Origin of the sequence: Massilia alkalitolerans DSM 17462 (assembly GCF_000427785.1) — a bacterium.
GTDB classification, from domain to species: domain Bacteria; phylum Pseudomonadota; class Gammaproteobacteria; order Burkholderiales; family Burkholderiaceae_D; genus Telluria; species Telluria alkalitolerans.
On the sequence record NZ_KE386581.1, the window covers coordinates 106,418 to 121,940 of the forward strand.

Consider the following 15,523-nt stretch of genomic DNA (forward strand, 5'->3'; position numbering starts at 1 on the left):
GACATTCTGCGTGACGATTGAGCTCATCGGGCGCACGCGCGCCGGGCGCGAACTAAAGGCAGAGCTGTCCGTCGAATCCCGAACACGACAAGAAAGGAAAGTCCATGCCCAGTTTTCTCTTGCGGCGGCTGCTATGGATCGTACTGGCCACCCTGCTCACCGCCTGCAGCGCACGCGAGGACGAGCAGGACGCCGGAGGCGACAAAGGCGACAAGCGGACCCAGGCCGAGCAGGCCCTGATCAGCGACCTGCGCCACGCGCCCGGCACCACGGTCTTCATCGCGCACCTCAGCTTCAGCCTGCGCAACTACGCCGACCTGGCCGGCATCTCCTACAGCATCGCGCCGCGCCCGGGCAGCCATTCGAAGCCGCTGGCGGTCAGTTTCGACAAGTCCTGGCTCGACCGGCGCGCGGCCTGGCAGTCCGGCAGCGGCCGGCTCGAGCTGCCCGTGTTCGGCCTGTACGCCGCGCACCCCAACGACGTCAGCCTGAGCGCCAGCTTCCGCGACGGCTCGCGGCATGCGTTCCGCACCACGATCGCCACCACGGCCTACAGCGGGCCGGCCGGGGTCTACGCGGCGCCCGCCGTCAACGTGGCGCGCAGCCCGGAGCGCGTGCCCGGCTTCGATTTCGTCCTGATCAAGAACGGCCTCACCTCGCCCGTGGTGATCGATACCGACGGCCACCTGCGCTGGACCGGCGCGGTGTTCGGCGACTCCTTCACCTCGATGTTCGCCGGCGACACCTTCTTCATCGGCGACCAGGTCAACCGGGTGCTGTACCGGATGGGCCTGGACGGCGCCTATACCGCGGTGCCGGTGGCCGACCCGAAGTACACGGGCTTCCACCATGACCTGACGCCCGGCAAGACCGGCATGCTGGCCGAGCTCAATGCGCTCGAGGGCGGCGTACTGCGTTTCGAATCACTGCTGGCGGAGATCGATGCCAACGGCAAGGTGCTCAAGGAATGGGACCTGGGCCGGATTTTCACCGCATATATGCGTTCTAAGGGCGACAACCCGGCCAATTTCGTGCGCGACGGCCTCGACTGGTTCCACATGAACTCGGCCATCTATCACGCGGCCGACAATTCGCTGCTGGTCTCCAGCCGCGAGAACTTCGTCGTCAAGCTGGACTACGACACCGGGGCGATCCGCTGGCTGTTCGGCGACACGGGCAAGCACTGGTATGTCAATTATCCCTCGCTGCGCGCCCTGGCCCTGAAGCTCGAGGCCGGCAAGGCCCCGATCGGGCAGCACTCGCTGTCGGTGACGCCGGATGGCCAGCTGCTGCTGTTCAATAATGGCCTGGGCAGCCTGAACCAGCCGGCCGGCGCCCCGCCCGGCCTCACCCGCGGCTACAGCGCGCCGTCGCGCTACGCGATCGACGACAAGGCGCGCACCGCGCGCGAGGTGTGGACCTACGAGCGCGGACGCGAGCTGTATTCGGACATCTGTTCCAGCGTCTACGAAGCGACGCCCGGCAAGTACCTGGTCGCCTACTCGTCCGCCGCCGCGCGCACCAGCGCCCGCCTGCTCGGCGTGGACAGCCAGGGCAAGCTGGCCTTCGACTTCGGCTACCCTGCCGCCATCTGCGACACGGTGTTCATTGCCGAGCCGCTGGCCTGGAACGACCTGAAACTGCGTTAGAACTCAGTACGGAGAACGTGCCGAACACACGCGGCCGCGCCCAGCCTTCTTGGCCTGGTACATGAAGTGGTCGGCTTCCTTCAGGAGCTCGTCGGGGGAGCGCACGGCCTTGCCGCTGTCGAGCGAGATGCCGATACTGGCGCGCACGCGCATCGCCCGACCCGGCAGCATCACCGGTTCGGAAATGCTCGAGATCAGCTTTTCGGCCACGGTGTGGGCATCGTCGAAGGTATCGGCCATGTCTTCGAGCAGCACGGTGAACTCGTCGCCGGCCAGGCGGTAGACGCTGTCGGTCTTGCGCACCCCGGCGCGCAGGCGCCCGGCGATCTCGCGCAGCAATATGTCGCCCGCTTCATGGCCGAGCGAATCGTTCACCGCCTTGAAGCCGTCCAGGTCGATGAACAGCATGCCGACCGCCTTGCCGCTGCGGCTGGCGCGCGACTGGGCCACGGGAATCGCTTCCAGCAGCGCGCGCCGGTTCAACAGGCCCGTGAGCAGGTCATGCCGGTTCTCGTATTCGCGCTGGGCCTGTTCATGCTTGCGCTCGGTGATGTCGTGCAGGAAGGCGCTGAACATCGTGCGCCCGTTCGATTCGAGCGCGCGGATGCGCACCTCGACCGTCAGCGCACTGCCGTCGCGCCGCAGCGCCGGCAGTTCCAGGCGCTGGTCGACCGCGCTGGCGAAGCGGGTCGCGAGGAAGCGCTGCATGCCGTGGCGATGGCGCTCGCGGTATTCTTCCGGGATGATCAAGTCATCCAGGCTGCGGCCCAGGGCCTCTTCGCGCGGCCAGCCGAAGGTGTCCTCGGCCTGCCGGTTCCAGGCCGTGACCAGGCCCTGCTCGTCCAGGCTGATATAGGCGTCGTAGGCGTTTTCCACCACGCTGCGGATTTCCGCCTCGCGCGCACGCAGCTCGGCGGTGCGCGCCTCGACCCGCCGCTCGAGCTCGAGGTTCAGGGCCGTGAGCGCGGCCTGCGCGGTCTTCTGTGCATCGATGTCCTTGATCACCGACACGTAGTATTCGACCTGCCCGTCGGCATTGCGCTTGGGCGAGACGTCCAGGTTGATCCAGACCGTGCTGCCATCCCTGCGGATGTAGCGCTTCTCGAGCTGGTACTGGTCGAGCTCGCCGCGCTCCATCGCGCGCAGCAGCTCCAGGTCGGCCGCGACGTCGTCGGGATGGGTGATCTGCTGGAAGGTGAGGCGCCACAGCTCTTCCTCGCTGTAGCCGACCACGTCGCACAGGGCCTTGTTGACGCTGATCCAGCCGCCGTCCGGCGCCACCAGCGCGATGCCCACGCTGGCGATGTCGAACACGCTGCGGAAACGCGCCTCGCTGGCGCCCAGCACTTCGTTGGAACGCGCCAGCTGCTCGCGCGCCACCGCCATGCGCTCGCGGTACTGCACTTCCTTGGTCAGGATCGCGGCCAGGTCGTTCAGCAGCGCGGCCTCGTCCTCGCTCAGCGTGCGCGGTCTGGTGTCGAGCGCGCACAAGGTGCCGATCGCCAGCCCGGCCGTGGTGCGGATCGGCACCCCGGCATAGAAACGGATCCTGGGCGGGCCGTTGACCAGCGGGTTGTCGCTGAAGCGCCCGTCCTCCAGCGCGTCCTGCACCACCAGCGGCGTGCTCATGCCGATCGCGTGGGCGCAGAAGGCGTATTCGCGCGGCGTCTCCGCGCTTTCCATGCCGACGCGCGACTTGAACCACTGGCGGTCGGCATCGACCAGCGAGAACATCGCCATCGGCACGTCCAGCATGCGGCTGGCCAGGCGGGTGACGCGGTCGAAGACGGGTTCGGGCGGGGTATCGAGCAGGTGGAGGGCGTCGAGCATCGACAGCCGGTCAAGTTCGTCTGGAGGCAGTGGGGCAGCAGGCATAACGTCCGTGTGGTCAGGTGACGGCGTGGCTGCCGTCCAGGTGGAACTGTAACAGATACTGCATTTCCGACACAAAATTAACGTGTCACAAGTACCAACAATGTGTCGCATTCTGGTAAATCTGTGACATTATTCTAAGGAAAGCCCGTTCATCGTCGTAGCAGTATGATTCGAGACCCGCCATGCGCCCTCTTTCCGTCGTCCTCCTTTGCCTCGCCAGCCTGTTGCTGCCCTTCCACGCCGCCGCCTCCGACGCCGCCGCGCGCGATGCCAGACTCGGCGTGCGTGAAGCCGAGCGCCAGCGTGCCCTCGCGCTGAACGAACGTGACATCGAGCTGCTGCGCCGCCTCATGGGCGGCAATTATCGCCACGTCGAGACCAACGGCAGGCTGCGGTCCAAGACCGAGTTCCTGCAGGCACTGGCGCGCGACGAGTACCGCATCCGCAATTATGGGCTGGAAGACATGGAGGTCGAGGTCGTGAATGAGGACGTGGCGATCGTCACCGGCACCTACCGCGCCGCCCGCCTCGACCTCGGCGCGGCCCAGCCGCTGCGCGGCCGCTACGTGCGGGTCTGGACCCGCCAGCCCGAAGGCTGGCGCATCTCGCTGCACCAGGGCACCGAGATCAAGACCACCGCCGCCCAGCCCGCCAAGTCCGATACCCGCGGCCCGCACTAGTGCTTCCCCAGGGCGCGGCGGCCTCAGTCGGCGGCGCGCATCGCTTCGCCGATCGCATAGAAGTTGCCGCCGGCGACGTGGTGGATGCTGCGCCAGGAGGGATCGGCCGTCTCGAAATGCCAGTGGCCGTCGCGGAACACGCGCGCATCGGCCCAGGCGGCCGTCACCTCGCCGATGAACAGGTCGTAGGCCTGCTGGTTGTGCGGTTCCGGCACCAGTCGGCAGGCCAGCCAGGCCGAACAGCCTTCCACCAGCGGCGCCGCCACGCCTTCCATGCGTTTCAAGACGACGCCGGCCTGGGCCAGCTTGTCCGGCTCGGCATCGAGCGTGCGGTTCCCGACCTCGTGGGTCAGGCGCAGCTGCGCCACCGTCGGCAGCTGGATCACGAAGCTGCCGCTGCCCTCGACCAGGGCGCGGGTACGGGTCGACTTGTCGAGCACCACGGTGAGCTTGGGCGGGGCGAAATCGAGGGCGCAGGCCCAGGCCGCGGCCATGACGTTGTCCACGCCCTCGTGGCTGCTCGACACCAGCACGGTCGGGCCGTGCGTGAGCAGCCGGTAGGCCTTCTCGAGGGGGACAGGGAGGATGTGTTCGTTCATGCGGACTCCAGTGCGGCAAAACCCTAGTCTGCCATGGAAGCCCGCAGCAGCGCTTTCCCTCAAGCCTTGAGGGTGGCGCTGTCGATCACGAAGCGGTACTTGACCTTGCCTTCCAGCATGCGTTCGTAGGCGGCGTTGATCTCGCTTGCCTCGATCATCTCGATGTCGGCGACGATGCCGTGTTCGGCGCAGAAGTCCAGCATCTCCTGGGTTTCCGGGATCCCGCCGATCATCGAGCCGGCCAGCGCGCGGCGCTTCATGATCAGGTTGAAGACCTGCGGCGAGGGGTGCGGCGAGGAAGGCGCGCCGACCAGCACCATGGTGCCGTCGCGCTTCAGCAAGCTGAGGTAGGCGTCGAGGTCGTGCGGGGCCGCCACGGTATTCACGATCAGGTCGAGGCGCCTCCCTTGCGCCGCCATGGCTTCCGGATCGCGCGAGACCACGACCTCGTGCGCGCCCAGCGCCTCCGCATCCCGGCGCTTCGATTCCGAGGTGGTGAAGGCCACCACGTGGGCGCCCAGCGCACGCGCCAGCTTGATGCCCATGTGGCCCAGGCCGCCGATGCCGACGATGCCCACCCGCTTGCCGGGGCCGGCCTGCCAGTGGCGCAGCGGCGACCAGGTGGTGATGCCCGCGCACAGCAGCGGCGCGACCGCCGCCAGCTGGGAGGGATCGTGGCGCACGCGCAGCACGTAGCGCTCGTTCACGACGATGCGCTCGGAATAGCCACCCAGCGTATGGCCGGGCGCGTCCGGCGTCGGCGCATTGTAGGTGCCGACCATGCCGTCGCAGTAGTTTTCCAGGCCCGCGTCGCAGTCGGGGCAACTGCGGCAGCTGTCGACCATGCAGCCGACACCGACCAGGTCGCCCACCGCGAAGCCTCCTACGTGGGCGCCGACGGCGGCCACCCGCCCGACGATCTCGTGGCCCGGCACGCAGGGGTAGACCGTGCCGGCCCATTCGCCGCGCACCTGGTGCAGGTCCGAATGGCAGACGCCGCAGAAGGCGATGTCGATCTCGACGTCGTGCGCGCCGGGCGCGCGGCGCGTGATGGCGATCGGGCCGAGGGGCTGGTCGCCCGCGTGGGCGCCGTATGCGTTGACAGTCATGCTGGATCCTTCCATGTTCTTGCAAAGGGAGCATGGTAGCGGCTGGCGGTCGCAAGAAACGTATTGGAAATTGCATGGGCTTATGAATGCACGTCATGAATGACCCACCCGATTCGTGAGAAAATTTGCATAATTCCCACACATGCCCCTATCGATGGCTCGCGACAACATCAACGACATCCTCGTGTTCCTCGCCGTCGCGCGCGAACGCAGCTTCACCCGCGCCGCGGCCAGGCTGGGCATGACCCAGTCGGCGCTCAGCCACATCGTGCGCTCGCTCGAACAGCGCCTGGGCGTGCGCCTGCTCCAGCGCACCACGCGCAGCGTCTCCCCCACCGAGGCGGGCGAGCGCCTGATCCAGAACGTCGCCCCCAGGCTGGAAGAGATCGAGGCCGAAATCGCGGACATCAGCGACCTCGGCGACAAGCCGGTGGGCACCATCCGCATCACCGCCGTCGACCACGTGATCGAACAGGTCCTGTGGCCGCGCATCGCCCCGCTGCTGCCGCAATACCCCGACCTGCACGTCGAGTTCAGTGCCGACTACCGCATCGTCGACATCGCCGCCGAGCGCTTCGACATCGGCGTACGCCACGGCGACCAGGTCGACAAGGACATGATCGCCGTGCGCCTCACGAGCGACGTCCCGATGCGCATCGTCGGCGCGCCCGCCTACTTCGAGCGGCGCCCGCTGCCCGCCTCGGTTGCCGACCTCATGAAGCACAATTGCATCACGCTGCGCCTGTCCAGCAGCGGCGGCATCTACGCCTGGGAACTGCGCCACAAGGGCGAGGACATCGAGGCGCGGGTGCGCGGCCAGGCCGTCTTCAACGACGTCAGCCACCACCTGGATGCCGCACTGAGCGGCAACGGCCTGGCCTTCCTGCCCGAGGACATGGTCGCCGGCCACGTCCGGGCCGGCCGCCTGACGAGCGTGATGGAAGACTGGTGCCCGAGCTTTCCCGGCCTGCACGCCTTCTACCCGAGCCGGCGCCATTCCTCGCGTGCGCTGGGCCTGGTCATCGACGCCATCCGCTACCGCGGCGCATGAACACAGGGGAATTCGACGAAGATTTGATCTGTATCAGCCGCACGTCTGACGCAGCCCTCCACTCGGCGTAGAGTCATCGCTGCCGCGACGTATTCACAGGAGGTGCTGCCGTGTACAAGACCATCATTGTCCATGTCGACGAAAGCCCGCTGCTGGACGCCCGCCTGCGCGCTGCCGCCTGGCTCGCCAGCAGCCACGAGGCGCACCTGGTGGGCTGCGCCGCCACCGGCATGTCCTGGCCCGCCTACGCCATGCTCACCGGCTCGATGGCGGTGTCGCCGGTCGCCGAATTCGACTCGTTGCGCAGCACGGCGCGGGCAAGCCTGCAGCGCTTCGCCGAGCGCGCCCGCCAGCTCGGCGTGGCCTCGGTCGAGGAACGCCTGGTCGAGGACGAGAACCGCGACGCCCTGCTGCTGCAGGCGCGCTATGCCGACCTGGTCGTGACCGGCCAGGACGCCGGCGACGCCGCCACCGTGCGCGGCCTGCCGCAGTACCTGGCCATGCACGGCGTGCGCCCGGTGCTGGTGGTGCCGCCCTCCTACGGCGGCGCGCCGATCGCCGACAGCGTGGTGGTCGGCTGGGACGGCAGCGCCCAGGCGATCCGCGCGATCGGCGCCGCCATGCCGCTCCTGGCGCGCGCCGGCACGGTGCGCCTGGCGCTGGTCAACCCGGACCTCGAATCCGGCCTGCACGGCGAGGAACCGGGCGCCGACATGGCGCTCTACCTGGCGCGCCACGGGGTGCGCGTCGAGGTGCTGGTGGAGCGCACCAGTGTCCCGGTGGGCGAGGCCCTGCTCGGCGTCGCGGGGGCCTGCGGCGCCGGCCTGCTGGTGACCGGCGCCTTCGGCCACAGCCGCTACCGGGAGATCGTGCTGGGCGGCGTGACCCGCCTGCTGCTCGACCGCGCGCCGCTGCCGGTCCTGTTCGCGCACTGAGGACGCGCCCGGGCAGTACGTACTCCAGCCCTGAGCCCGCCGCTTACAGGGTCTTTTCCCCGACCAGCTTGAGCGGCCCGAGGATGCCTGCCGGGCGCGGCGCGATCAGCTGGGTGTCCTGCGGCACGAAACGCTGGCCGTAGCGCGCCGACAACAGCCGGTAATCCGGCAGCGCCTGCCCCGCCAGCGCGTTCAGGGCCAGGTTCGCCACCTTGATGTCGATGCGGTTGCTGCCCGGCGCCAGGTATTGCGTCACGTCGACGCGATACGGCGGATGCCAGACTGCGCCGGCGCGCTTGCCGTTGACCCAGACCTCGGCCGCCTCGCGCACCGGGCTGTCCAGCATGGCGCGCATTCCGGCCGGCACCTTGGGCGTGCTCGCCAGCGCCGTGCCCGGCCCGAAGTCCAGCAGCACGCGCTGGCCCGCAAGCTGGGCGGCGTCCAGCCTGACGGTCTTGCTGTAGGTCGCCACGCCGGAGAAGTAGCGGGTCGCCTCCTCGTCCGTCCAGGAGCGCAGCTGCGGCATCGACCGCTTGGCCGCGCTGCCGGGAAAGACGAGCTGCCAGTCGCGCCCGAGGTCGGCCAGCACGCTTGCCTGGCCCGGGCGCGGGGCCTCGGCGGCGGGCAGCGGCGTATCGGACAGCACCAGCACGCGCGACTCATAGGGCGCCAGCGCCAGCGGCAGCGGGCCGCCGGCCGCAGCACGCGTCAACTTGCCGCTGTGCGGGTCCAGCCAGGCCGCATGCGCGCGCCGCGCGCCGGGCGTGGCCGTGGTGTCCACCGCCGTGTTGCCGGTGTTGGCGACAAAATAGATGTCGGCGTCCACCAGCTTGCGGCGCACGAAGCCGACCTGGGCGGCGTTCGCCGCCAGCCTGAAGTCCGGCGCCAGCGCCTTGTCCAGCGCGGCGCCCAGCGCCGTATCGTCGGCCACCACCTCCACGTTCGGACCGGAAGCGAACAAGGCTGTCGACCTTGCCGCGACCTGGGCGGAGATCCGCGCGGCATCAAGGTAGCCCGGCGCCATCGACGGCGTGCCGCCCACCGCGATGATCTTGCCGCCGCCGCGCACATAGGCGGCCAGCTTGTCCAGCACCTCGGGCGCCAGCCGGTTCACGCGCGGCAGCACCAGCACCGGGTGCTTCAGGCCGAGCGCGAGGATGGATTCGGCATCGACGTAGTCGAGGTTGTGGCCGGCGTCGAGGATCTGTTCGGTGAGCCCGGGCGTCACGTAGTGTTTCATCCCGTCGGACAGCGACACCTTGCCCGGCACGGAACTGGCGTACACGTCGTCGTTGGGCAGGAACACCGCGACCTGATTGGCCGGCTGTCCCTGGCGCATCAACCAGCTCATGCGGGTCAGGTAGCCATTCACGTCCGGCATCACGTTCCACCAGGGGTTGTGGTCGTTGAACACGGCGGCGGCGTAGAAGGAATAACCGGGTGCGCGGGTCCCGGGCGGGGTGTAGGGCCAGCCGTGGCCGACGAACAGGTTCACGCCTTCGAGCAGCATGCGGTCGGCCTCGGCCTTCATGTCCAGCGGCGTGGCCGCGAAGGCTGGCGAATTCAGCCAGGTCCAGGTCTCGGCCGAGATCACCGGGCGGCCGTACAGGTGGCCGGCGGAGCTCGCCAGGCGGGTGAAGGAGAAGGCGCGGTGCTCCGGCCCCTCGCCTTCCGGCAGCGCGACCAGGCGGTTGCTCGACATCGAGACCGCCGGATAGCCATACGTCTGCGAGCGGAACAGGGTCTTGCGGGCCCTGGCCCAGTCATCCATCGGGGTGAGGTAGCGCTCGTTCACCAGTTCCGTCTGGGTCAGCGCCCAGTCGCGCTTGAGCGAGCCCGCGTGCTCGCCCTGGCCATGGAAGATCGCCGGCAGGTGCGGCAGGATGTCGTAGCCGCGGCGCTTGCGGAATTCCTCGGCGAAGTCGGCGGTCCAGTCGGTGCCGTAGACCTCGAGGCTGTCCGAGAACACCGCGTAGGGCGGTGTGTCGCCGAAGGCCTGCAGCAAGGGCTCGGCCACAAGCTTGAGGTGATGTTCGACCGCCTCGCGGCTGAGGTGGTCGAGCACGAAGCCATCGGCGTTCAGCGCCGGGCGCTTGACCTGCTGGCCGGTGCGGCTGGCGATGTAGGCCAGCACTACGCGCTCCCCGGCGCTCGGTGCGATCGCGGCGCGGCCGGCGGCATCCGGGCTGACCCCGATCTGCTGCAGCTTGCCGGTCTCGTATTGTTTGGCATTGCCGGGGGCGACGAAGGTGGCCAGCAGGCGCTCGCCGTTCATCACCGCCGGCAGCGCGAAGCTCCCGCTCCCGGCCGGCACCTCGATGCTGGCCATGCGCAGGCGCGCCGCGGCGTGCTGGATCTTGACGTGCGGCCCGCCGAAGGGCCAGCCCGAGCCGAGCGTGATGTCCACGCGCAGGCCCTGCGCGCGTCCCTGGCGGTTGGCGAAGGAGACGGCGTCCAGGAACTCCGTCGACAGGTAGGGCACGTTCCTGATGCCGCGCGCCGCATCGTCGAGTTCCATCGGGTAGACCGGCTGGATCTCGAAGCCGCCGAAGCCGCCGGCCTTCATGGCCGCGATCTCGCGTTCCAGCTGGGCCGGCACCACGGCGGGGCCGAACCACCACCAGCGCACCAGCGGCCTGGCATCCGGCGGCGGAGATGCCACGCGTGCGGCGACGTCGGCGATGCGGTCGAACACCACCGGATCCTGGGCGGCGGCCGCGCAGGACAGCGAGGCCACCAGAACGCCGATGGCGCCGGCAAGGAGGGAGGGCTTGTGTACGAAGGACTTGCTCATGAATGTTCCTGCTGGACAAAAAAAAGCACGGCCGCGACGGGCCGTGCGTAAGAGCATCTTCCAAGCGAAAGAAGCCCATGGAGTCGACGGCCGTGCGGCAGGCCGCACGGGGCCGTCATCCATAAAGACGAAGGACGGGCAGCCGATCCTCCACCAGGCGCGAAGTAATCAAGGACTTGATCGTTTCGCGGGACGGCCATCAGCGCTTGCCCGCCGCATGCTCGAGCAGCCAGCGTTCGATCATGTCGCGGTGCGCCTGCGACGTCAGGTGCACCTGCTCCGGCTCGACCACCAGGGTGCGGGCGGTCGGGATCACGTTGTAGACCGCGAAGGTCGAGGTCGGCGGCGTGACGGTATCGTTGTAGCCGGCGTAGTACAGCACCGGGGTGCGCAGGCGTTTGGCGAAGTTCGCGGTGTCGTAGTAGGCTGAGGTGGCGGCCTTCGGTTCGACCGGCTGATCCTGCCGGCGGCCCTCGCCGTCCTTGCGGAACAGCCCGGGCCAGCCGCCGGCGCGCTCGTGCAGGTAGCCGGTGACGTCGCTGTAAGCCGGGTAGGACGCGATCGTCAGCGACACGCGCGGATGCAGGGCGCTGGCCATGATCGCCAGCTGGCCGCCCTGGCTGCCGCCCTGGGCGGCGAGCTGGCGGCCGTTCCACTTCGGGTGCTGGACCAGGTAGTCGAGGGCGCGCAGCGTTCCCAGGTAGACCCGGCGGTAGTAATAGGCCTGCGGGTCGTCCAGGTTGAAGCGGTTGTAGCCGGCCAGCGCACCAAAGTTGAGCTGCTCGTACAGCTCCGCCGGCAGGTCCACGGGGATGCCGTGGATCCCGATCTGCAGCGTGATGAAGCCCTTCGCGGCTAGCTCCGGCGTGCCCTTGTAGCCGCGCACGCCGGCGCCCGGCACCTGCAGCACCGCCGGGAACGGTCCCTCCCCGCGCGGCACCGAGAGCACGCCGTACATGCGGGTCGTGCGCGTGCCCGGCCCCACGTTCTGGAAGCTGAGGTAGGACACCTCGACCTCCGGCGTGGACAGCGCCGGCGCCGGCAGCAGCCGGAACGCCGGCTCGACCTTGGCCAGCTCGCGCTTCTGCGCCGCCCAGAAGGCATCGAAATCCCCGGGTTCAAGCTGCACCGGGCGCAGCTCCAGCGGGCTGAAGGCCGCCGTCGCCGCCGCTTCGACCGCCTTGCCGTCGATGCTGGCGCTGACGATGCAGCGCACGAATCCCGGCTTGTCCCCGCCCGGCGCCGCCAGCAACAGGCCGTCCTCCGGCACCACCGCGCTGCGCTCCGGCCCCTCCAGCATGTCCGGTCCCAGGCGATATTTGATGCGGATGCCCTCGCGCGGATAGGGCTTCTTGTCGATACTGATCCGGAAGATCGCGTGCTCGCCCGCGCGGTAGGTCCAGTCCGGACGGTCGAGGCTCACTTTCAGGGGCAGCTCGGGATAGGCCGCCTGCGCCACCTGCACCACGGAGGGTGCGGCGGCGCCGACCGGGGCGCTCCAGGACAGCTGGAGCGCCAGCAGGATACCGGCGGCAAGCGACAGCGGGCGGCAAGACCTCATGCGCCCTTGCCCTTCCTGCGGCGCAGCGCGGCCAGGCCCGCCATCCCGCCCAGCAGCAGCATCGCGCTGCCCGGCTCCGGCACGGCGCTCGCCTCCCGCAGCGTGAACGACAGCAGGGGCGAGTCGTCGATGTAGGCTTCCTCGAATCTGCTCCAGTCATACAGTCCGTTCTGGCCGGACAGGTCGAGGGTCAAGGAAGCGCCGAGATCGAGCAGCGTGAGGTAGAAGCCCGCGTCATGGCCGCCCGGGTCGGCCGGGTTGGTATTGCCGAGGAAGTTCCAGTCTGCGGGCTGGTCGTAGTCGAGGTAGTAGACCTGGTCGACGGCCGTGGTCTGGACCGACGTGGAAAGCAGGCCCTCGACCGCCGTGATGCGCGCCGGCGACGCGCTGTCGTAGTGGAAGCGGCCCTGGAAAGTCCCGTCGCGCCAGGTCGCCTGGTATTCGTACCAGCCGATCGGCGCGGCCCACGCGGCGTGGGAGAGCAGGCCAAGGAACAGCGCAAACAGCATGTGAAGTTTTTTCATCCGGATCACCTTATGCATGTTGTTCATTACGGGACCATCAGCTCGTCGATGTTGCCCAGGCCCTGGCCGGTCGATTCGAAGCGCAGCGTGTTGTTCTGGCCGGGGGCCAGGTTGACGGTGGCGCTCATGGTGCTCCAGGTGGTCCAGCTGCCGGTGACCCGGAAGGTGACCGCCTGCGCCACACCGTTCACGCGCAGCACCCCGGTACGCGGGGTCGGGTTGCCGTTCGCGTAGCGGATCGTGATGGTCTTGGCGCCGCCCGCCCCGCCGTTGATGCGCTGGAACTCCGCGGCGCCGCCGTTCAGGGGGAAGTTCAGGAAGCCCAGGTGGCGGTAGCCGCCGCGGTCGCTTTTCACGGCCGTGCCGCCGCCGACGATCGCGGTCTCGGCCTGCACCGTCCCGGTCCCGTCGTAGGGCACGTGCACCGGGGCCTGCGGGAAGGAAGTCGCGCCATGGCCGAGGTAGAAGCTGGTGTGCGGCGGCTGGTTGTAGCCGGCGTTCTGCGCCGCCACCTGGCTGCGGTAGTGCGGGTCGTGCATCAGGGTGTTGATGCGGGTGCTGGTCGGAATCGCGGTGCTGAACACCATCAGCTCGGTATTGCTGCTGTTGCGCACGACGATCTCTTCGCGCCAGTCGCCGAACAGGTCGGCGGTGAGCACCGGCGTGGCCTTGGTGCCGTTGTTGGTCGTGCCGCCGTAGCTGCCGGTATCGAGCAGCGTGGAGAAGGTCCGGGTGGCCGGGTTCCATTTCTGGACCGCCACGCTGCCCATCGGTTCGCGCAGCAGGTCGCCGTCCCACCAGACGCCGAAGTTCATCGAGCTCGGCGCCGTGCTGTTGATCAGGGCGCCGGTGACCGTGCGGTGGCCGCCGCGCGAGGCCCAGCATTCGGCACCCGGGTAGTTGGGGTCGACGTCGAAGCAGACGCCGCGGCCGACGTCGGCGTTCGAGCCGCTCGCGCCCCAGATCAGCGCACCGGTCGCTGCGTCGTGCAGGCCGGAGCCGCTGGCGCCGTAGGCCGCGGGCGACTCGTGGATCATGTAGACCTGCAGGCCGGCGCGGTTCGGGTCGAACTTGCCGAAGTGGAGCGCGTCGCCATGTCCCAGGTTGGTGGTGTACAGCAGTTGGCCATAGCTGTCGATGGTGGCGGCGCCGTAGACGATGTCGTCGCGGCCGTCGCCGTTGGCGTCGCCGGTGGCGAACCAGTGCGCGCCCTGCCCCCTGGCCGCGCTGCCGGCGACGTCGGTGTCGAACACCCAGCGGCTGGTCAAGGCGCCGTCGCGCCAGTCCCAGGCCGCGATCACGGCGCGCGTGTAGTAGCCGCGCGAGAAGATCGCGCTCGGGCGGTTGCCGTCGAGGTTGGCCACGCCGCCGAGGAAGCGGTCGACCCGGTTGCCGTAGTTGTCGCCCCAGGACGACACGCTGCCGCGCGCCGGCAGGTAATTCACCGTCTTCATGGCGGCGCCGGTCAGGCCGTTGAACACGGTGAGGAATTCGGGGCCGGCCAGGACGTAGCCGGCGCTGTTGCGGTGGTCGGCAGTCGGCGAACCGATCACCACGCCCTGGCCGTCGACCGTGCCGTCGGCCGTCTTCGCCATCAGCTCGGCCTGGCCGTCGCCGTCGAAGTCATAGGCGACGAAGGTGGTGTAGTGGGCGCCGGCGCGGATATTCTTGCCCAAGTCGATGCGCCACATGCGGGTGCCGTCGAGTTTGTAGGCATCCAGGTAGGTGTTGCCGGTGTAGCCCGACTGCGAGTTGTCCTTGGCATTGCTCGGCTGCCATTTGACGATGATCTCGTAGCTGCCGTCGCCGTCCAGGTCAGCCGGGCTGCCGTCGTTGATTTCATAGGTATAGGCTTCGCCGGCGGGCGTGACGCCGCTCGGGGGCGCCTGCACCGGGATCGACTTGTAGGGCCTGGCCCAAGTGGCGCCGGCAGGGCTGCCCGGCTGCTCCACGCCGTTCACCACCTCGCGCACGGTGTAGCTGTCGGTGGCGGTGCCGCTCGGGTCGGTGAAATTCAGTGCATTCAGGGGCGACGCGTTGAGCCTGGTCGCGCCGCGGTACACGTTGAAGCTGGTGCCGCTGGGGTCGGTAGCCAGCTGGCGCCAGCTGACGAAGACCCCCGGGTTGAACACGTTCGCGCTCGCGATCGCGACCGCGCCGCGGTTCAGGTTTTCGATCTGCTTGCCGGGGATGGTGATGACGGCGCTGGCGCTGCCGGCGGCGGCCAGCAATGCGAGCACGAGGGTCGAGGCTCTCGCTTTCTTGTAAATCATGTTGTCTCCGTTGGCGTATTTGGTATGGGTTTTGCCTACGACTGCCTGACATGAAAACGATGTCAGCGATGCATCATAAGCCGCTGTCCCATGCAAAAATCGCCACCTCCACAATGACTCATCCAGATGATTTTTTGGCGCTGTCACCGTTCGGTGTTGGACGTGCCCAGCGCTATTCGCAGCATCGCCTCCGCCGATCCGATACGACGTCCGTCGACCGCCCACTGCCAGCCGAGATAGTTGGGCAGATAGCGTGAGGCCACGCCATTGAAGCGGGCAAGCCATTGGCGGAAGCGCCGGTGGTAGGCATTCACGTTCTGGACGTGGACGGCGCCGCGCACGCGTTCGCCAGCCCGCAGNTTCACCGCTTCGTGCGAGATGGCGGCCGTGCGAGCGAACGCCTTGTAGGCAGGATGGGAATCGGTGACCAGCAGGACATCCCTGTCCAGCACCGGAAGCAGATACCGGTGCAG

At 68.6% G+C, this 15,523-nt stretch carries 12 protein-coding genes; 4 read left to right on the plus strand and 8 right to left on the minus strand.

Going from position 1 to position 15,523, the window contains the following annotated elements; genetic code table 11:
* Positions 1–104: 104 nt before the first annotated feature.
* A complete protein-coding gene (locus tag YWC_RS32540; RefSeq protein WP_084416645.1) occupies positions 105–1,649 on the plus strand; it encodes an aryl-sulfate sulfotransferase in 1,545 nt (514 codons plus the stop codon).
* 3 nt (positions 1,650–1,652) lie between these two features.
* On the opposite strand, the gene YWC_RS0127355 is transcribed toward YWC_RS32540, so the two are convergent.
* A complete protein-coding gene (locus tag YWC_RS0127355; protein ID WP_229413220.1) occupies positions 1,653–3,479 on the minus strand; it encodes a PAS domain S-box protein in 1,827 nt (608 codons plus the stop codon).
* Between the two features lie 227 nt (positions 3,480–3,706).
* Here YWC_RS0127355 and YWC_RS0127360 point away from each other — a divergent pair, with 227 nt between their 5' ends.
* The gene (locus YWC_RS0127360) at positions 3,707–4,204 is read left to right on the plus strand and encodes a nuclear transport factor 2 family protein (RefSeq protein WP_027868175.1); all 498 of its coding nucleotides are present in this window, start codon (positions 3,707–3,709) and stop codon (positions 4,202–4,204) included.
* Positions 4,205–4,227: 23 nt separating this feature from the next.
* Here YWC_RS0127360 and YWC_RS0127365 read toward each other — a convergent pair whose 3' ends face one another.
* Both YWC_RS0127365 and YWC_RS0127370 read right to left on the minus strand, forming a co-directional pair.
* Complete coding sequence (locus tag YWC_RS0127365) at positions 4,228–4,803, minus strand: flavin reductase family protein (protein ID WP_027868176.1); 576 nt, start codon at positions 4,801–4,803, stop codon at positions 4,228–4,230.
* A gap of 59 nt (positions 4,804–4,862) precedes the next feature.
* Positions 4,863–5,912 carry an NAD(P)-dependent alcohol dehydrogenase gene (locus YWC_RS0127370; protein ID WP_027868177.1) on the minus strand — a complete coding sequence of 350 codons (1,050 nt, stop codon included), beginning with the start codon at positions 5,910–5,912 and terminating at the stop codon, positions 4,863–4,865.
* Positions 5,913–6,066: 154 nt separating this feature from the next.
* On the opposite strand from YWC_RS0127370, the gene YWC_RS0127375 reads away from it, so the two are divergent.
* Together YWC_RS0127375 and YWC_RS0127380 are read left to right on the plus strand one after the other, a co-directional pair.
* Entirely contained in the window at positions 6,067–6,963 is an 897-nt protein-coding gene (locus YWC_RS0127375; protein ID WP_027868178.1) for a LysR family transcriptional regulator, read from the plus strand.
* A 110-nt stretch (positions 6,964–7,073) separates the two neighbouring features.
* Positions 7,074–7,898, plus strand: coding sequence for a universal stress protein (locus YWC_RS0127380; RefSeq protein ID WP_027868179.1), 825 nt, complete (start codon positions 7,074–7,076; stop codon positions 7,896–7,898).
* Between the two features lie 43 nt (positions 7,899–7,941).
* Here the strand turns inward: YWC_RS0127380 and YWC_RS31275 are convergent, their stop codons facing one another.
* The 5 genes from YWC_RS31275 to YWC_RS0127405 all read right to left on the minus strand — a co-directional run.
* Entirely contained in the window at positions 7,942–10,692 is a 2,751-nt protein-coding gene (locus tag YWC_RS31275; RefSeq protein WP_156923925.1) for a glycosyl hydrolase, read from the minus strand.
* Positions 10,693–10,891: 199 nt separating this feature from the next.
* The gene (locus YWC_RS31280; RefSeq protein WP_051306811.1) at positions 10,892–12,253 is read right to left on the minus strand and encodes an acetylxylan esterase; all 1,362 of its coding nucleotides are present in this window, start codon (positions 12,251–12,253) and stop codon (positions 10,892–10,894) included.
* Positions 12,250–12,777 (minus strand): PEP-CTERM sorting domain-containing protein, encoded by a 528-nt coding sequence (locus tag YWC_RS0127395; RefSeq protein ID WP_169728167.1) that lies wholly within the window; start codon positions 12,775–12,777, stop codon positions 12,250–12,252. The genes YWC_RS31280 and YWC_RS0127395 overlap by 4 nt, the downstream gene beginning before the upstream one ends.
* 26 nt (positions 12,778–12,803) lie before the next feature.
* Entirely contained in the window at positions 12,804–15,050 is a 2,247-nt protein-coding gene (locus YWC_RS31285; protein ID WP_084416646.1) for a rhamnogalacturonan lyase family protein, read from the minus strand.
* A 143-nt stretch (positions 15,051–15,193) separates the two neighbouring features.
* Positions 15,194–15,523: transposase (locus tag YWC_RS0127405; protein WP_027868181.1), on the minus strand; the 330-nt coding region annotated here is incomplete at its 5' end.

Bases quoted from the DNA above. Each gene is read 5' to 3' on its own strand.
- YWC_RS32540 (WP_084416645.1), top strand. From the start codon at position 105: ATGCCCAGTTTTCTCTTGCGGCGGCTGCTATGGATCGTACTGGCCACC.
- YWC_RS0127355 (WP_229413220.1), bottom strand. From the start codon at position 3,479: ATGCTCGACGCCCTCCACCTGCTCGATACCCCGCCCGAACCCGTCTTC.
- YWC_RS0127360 (WP_027868175.1), top strand. From the start codon at position 3,707: ATGCGCCCTCTTTCCGTCGTCCTCCTTTGCCTCGCCAGCCTGTTGCTG.
- YWC_RS0127365 (WP_027868176.1), bottom strand. From the start codon at position 4,803: ATGAACGAACACATCCTCCCTGTCCCCCTCGAGAAGGCCTACCGGCTG.
- YWC_RS0127370 (WP_027868177.1), bottom strand. From the start codon at position 5,912: ATGACTGTCAACGCATACGGCGCCCACGCGGGCGACCAGCCCCTCGGC.
- YWC_RS0127375 (WP_027868178.1), top strand. From the start codon at position 6,067: ATGGCTCGCGACAACATCAACGACATCCTCGTGTTCCTCGCCGTCGCG.
- YWC_RS31275 (WP_156923925.1), bottom strand. From the start codon at position 10,692: ATGAGCAAGTCCTTCGTACACAAGCCCTCCCTCCTTGCCGGCGCCATC.
- YWC_RS31280 (WP_051306811.1), bottom strand. From the start codon at position 12,253: ATGAGGTCTTGCCGCCCGCTGTCGCTTGCCGCCGGTATCCTGCTGGCG.
- YWC_RS0127395 (WP_169728167.1), bottom strand. From the start codon at position 12,777: ATGAAAAAACTTCACATGCTGTTTGCGCTGTTCCTTGGCCTGCTCTCC.
- YWC_RS31285 (WP_084416646.1), bottom strand. From the start codon at position 15,050: ATGATTTACAAGAAAGCGAGAGCCTCGACCCTCGTGCTCGCATTGCTG.